The sequence below is a fragment of the Candidatus Cloacimonadota bacterium genome, assembly GCA_020532355.1.
GTDB lineage: Bacteria > Cloacimonadota > Cloacimonadia > Cloacimonadales > Cloacimonadaceae > UBA5456.
Window position 1 is genome coordinate 1 of sequence record JAJBBD010000155.1, and the last position, 2,532, is coordinate 2,532.

General features: G+C 37.4%; 3 protein-coding genes. 2 read left to right on the forward strand and 1 reads right to left on the reverse strand.

Annotated elements, in window-relative coordinates; translation table 11 throughout:
* A partial coding sequence (locus LHW48_05675) for an ornithine carbamoyltransferase subunit F (protein MCB5259949.1) occupies positions 1 to 272 on the reverse strand: 272 nt, incomplete at its 3' end.
* Positions 273 to 480: 208 nt separating this feature from the next.
* On the opposite strand from LHW48_05675, the gene LHW48_05680 reads away from it, so the two are divergent.
* Both LHW48_05680 and LHW48_05685 read left to right on the forward strand, forming a co-directional pair.
* Positions 481 to 1,725: a TolC family protein gene (locus LHW48_05680; GenBank protein ID MCB5259950.1), complete on the forward strand. Its 1,245-nt coding sequence runs from the start codon at positions 481 to 483 to the stop codon at positions 1,723 to 1,725.
* Between the two features lie 2 nt (positions 1,726 to 1,727).
* A partial coding sequence (locus LHW48_05685; protein ID MCB5259951.1) for an efflux RND transporter periplasmic adaptor subunit occupies positions 1,728 to 2,532 on the forward strand: 805 nt, incomplete at its 3' end.

A 2,532-nucleotide genomic window follows, 5' to 3' on the forward strand; every position in this document is an offset into this window, starting at 1 on the left:
ATAGATTCTTTTTTCCCCATTTGACTACCGGTAGGACCTAAATATGTAACGTGAGCGCCTTGGTCTAATGCAGCGACTTCAAAAGCGCAACGAGTTCTGGTACTGTCTTTTTCAAAGATGAGAGCAATGTTTTTACCCTTGAGCTTCTGTTGTTCGGTTCCAGCATATTTCGCTCGTTTTAGTTCTAAGGATAGATCTAATAGAAATTGCACTTCTTTCGGGCTAAAATCCATCAGGGTGAGAAAGTGTCTGTTTCTTAAGTTAAAAGCCATGTTAAGCTCCTTATTATTTAGTTTTTTTAATTAAAAGCCATTTTTATAATCCTCAGTTTTCGGGCAAGGATTTTCCTTGCATAAATATGAGGATCAGTTTTTTTTGCACATCAATGCTATTCTGAATAGGATTTATTGCAGGAATCTGCTTTACTTTTGGTAATAAGATAATAATTTGAACAAATTAATACTCAAATAAAGAGGCTTTATGAAACGCTATCTGTTTTTCTTTCTCCTGATGCCAGCGATGCTTATGGCAAACGAATACACTCTGGACCAAATGATTAATCATGGTTTTGAACATAGCTATCAAATCCGCAAACAAAACCTTAGTAATACTTCTGCAAAAAGTGCGCTGAATAGTGCAAAATGGGATCTTTTACCCAGTGCAGATTTAAATGCAGGCATAAACAAAGATTTAGATCCAATCTCTCCCAATAGTGGTTTAACTAATTCTGCTGGATTTGAAATAAGTAAAACTATCAGTCTTAACGACCCCGCATATTTTAACTACAGACAGTCTTTATTGGATAGAGACCAAGCTAATATGGAGCTTCAACAAGGATACTCTGACTATGTCTATCAGGTAATGCAAGCCTATTTAGAAGTGCTTTCTACCACAAAACAAAAAAATGCACTGGAAGAAAACCTCGCTATTCAAACTCGAGTGTTTGAGCAAAGCGAAGTTCTTCAACAACTTGGCAAAACCACTCCTTTCGAAGTAAAACAAAGTGAAATCGCCGTTATGAACTCGCAAATTAGTATCATAAAACTGAACAATACCATTGCTAATGCTCGGGCAAAGCTTTTTGCTCTGGTGAATATGCAAGATGAGGGATTTCCTATTGCGGATTTAGAAATCGATATCGCAAAGGAAATACCGCCTTATAGTGCTGCAGATATTATTAGCATTAAGGTATTGGAACAATCCTTAAAAAAAATTGACTTAAACATATTTCAGAATAAACTCAGTTATCTCCCTCGTATCAATCTTTCCTATGGATTCTCGCGCCGAGTTTACGGAGAAGATTTTGATTTTGACAATTACAGCACTGTCCATAGTGTTGGCTTAAATCTTTCCTATTCCATCTGGAATTTCTTTACCAATAGAGAAAACAGCACTCGGCAAAAAATCTCGCGCCAAAACACTCAGCTAAACATTGATGATCTAGAGGATCAAAGTTTACGTAACTACAACAACTATGTCCAAGAACTAGAATACCTTTTGCGCTTGGACGAATTGTACTCTGAAAAGCTGGAACAATCTTCTCAACAAATACAAATTGCTGAAGAGCGATATCGCTTGGGTATCATTCAGCTCTTAGAACTGGATAAAACCCGTACAGAATACATTGATGCAGATATTCAATACAATGCTAACCGATATCAGATAATAATGAAACAAGAAGAGATAAATCATCTTCTTTCGCGCAAGATTTTAGGAAAATGGTAAAAATGAAAAAATATATAAAATACATCTTGATTGTAATAGTCATTATAGCAACCGTGCTTATAATATCGCATTATCGCAAGGCAAAAAGAGCCCCTCAATGGAGAACTGATAGCCCAGGCTTGGGCTCTGTAAGGGAAATTGTTACTGCTACAGGTTCATTAAACCCATATGTTTTGGTGAATGTAGGTACCGAAGTTAGTGGAAAAATCGAAAAACTCTATAAGGATTTCAACGATGTAGTACGGAAAGGAGATTTGCTTGCCAAATTGGATACTGAAATTTTGGCAACGTCTTTAGAAGCTGCTAGAGGGGATCTGGTTAAAGCCCAAACCTCTCTCGAAGAAGCTGAATTGGATTTTAACCTACAAAGCGAATTGTTTGAACGTGATATGAGTCCCGAATACGATCTAAAAAAAGCAAGATTTCGCGTTCAAACAGCACAACAAAACCTCGCCAATGCCAGACTCAGTTTACAGAGAGCCGAAAAAAACCTCGCCAATGCCCATATAACCAGCCCTATTGATGGAGTTATTGTCTCTAGGGCTGTCGATGAAGGTCAAACAGTTGCAGCCAGCTTAAACTCACCCACATTATTTATTATAGCCAATAATCTTGATAGAATGCAAATCATTGCTGGAGTTGATGAAGCAGATATCGGAAAAATTCTTGTTGGAATGCCGGTTGAATTTTCTGTTGATGCACATCCTAATCAGCGATTTGAGGGCTCTGTGCAACAAATAAGACTTAATCCCTCTACAGAATCCAATGTTGTAACCTACAGCGTTGTTATCGATGCCAGTAATCCCA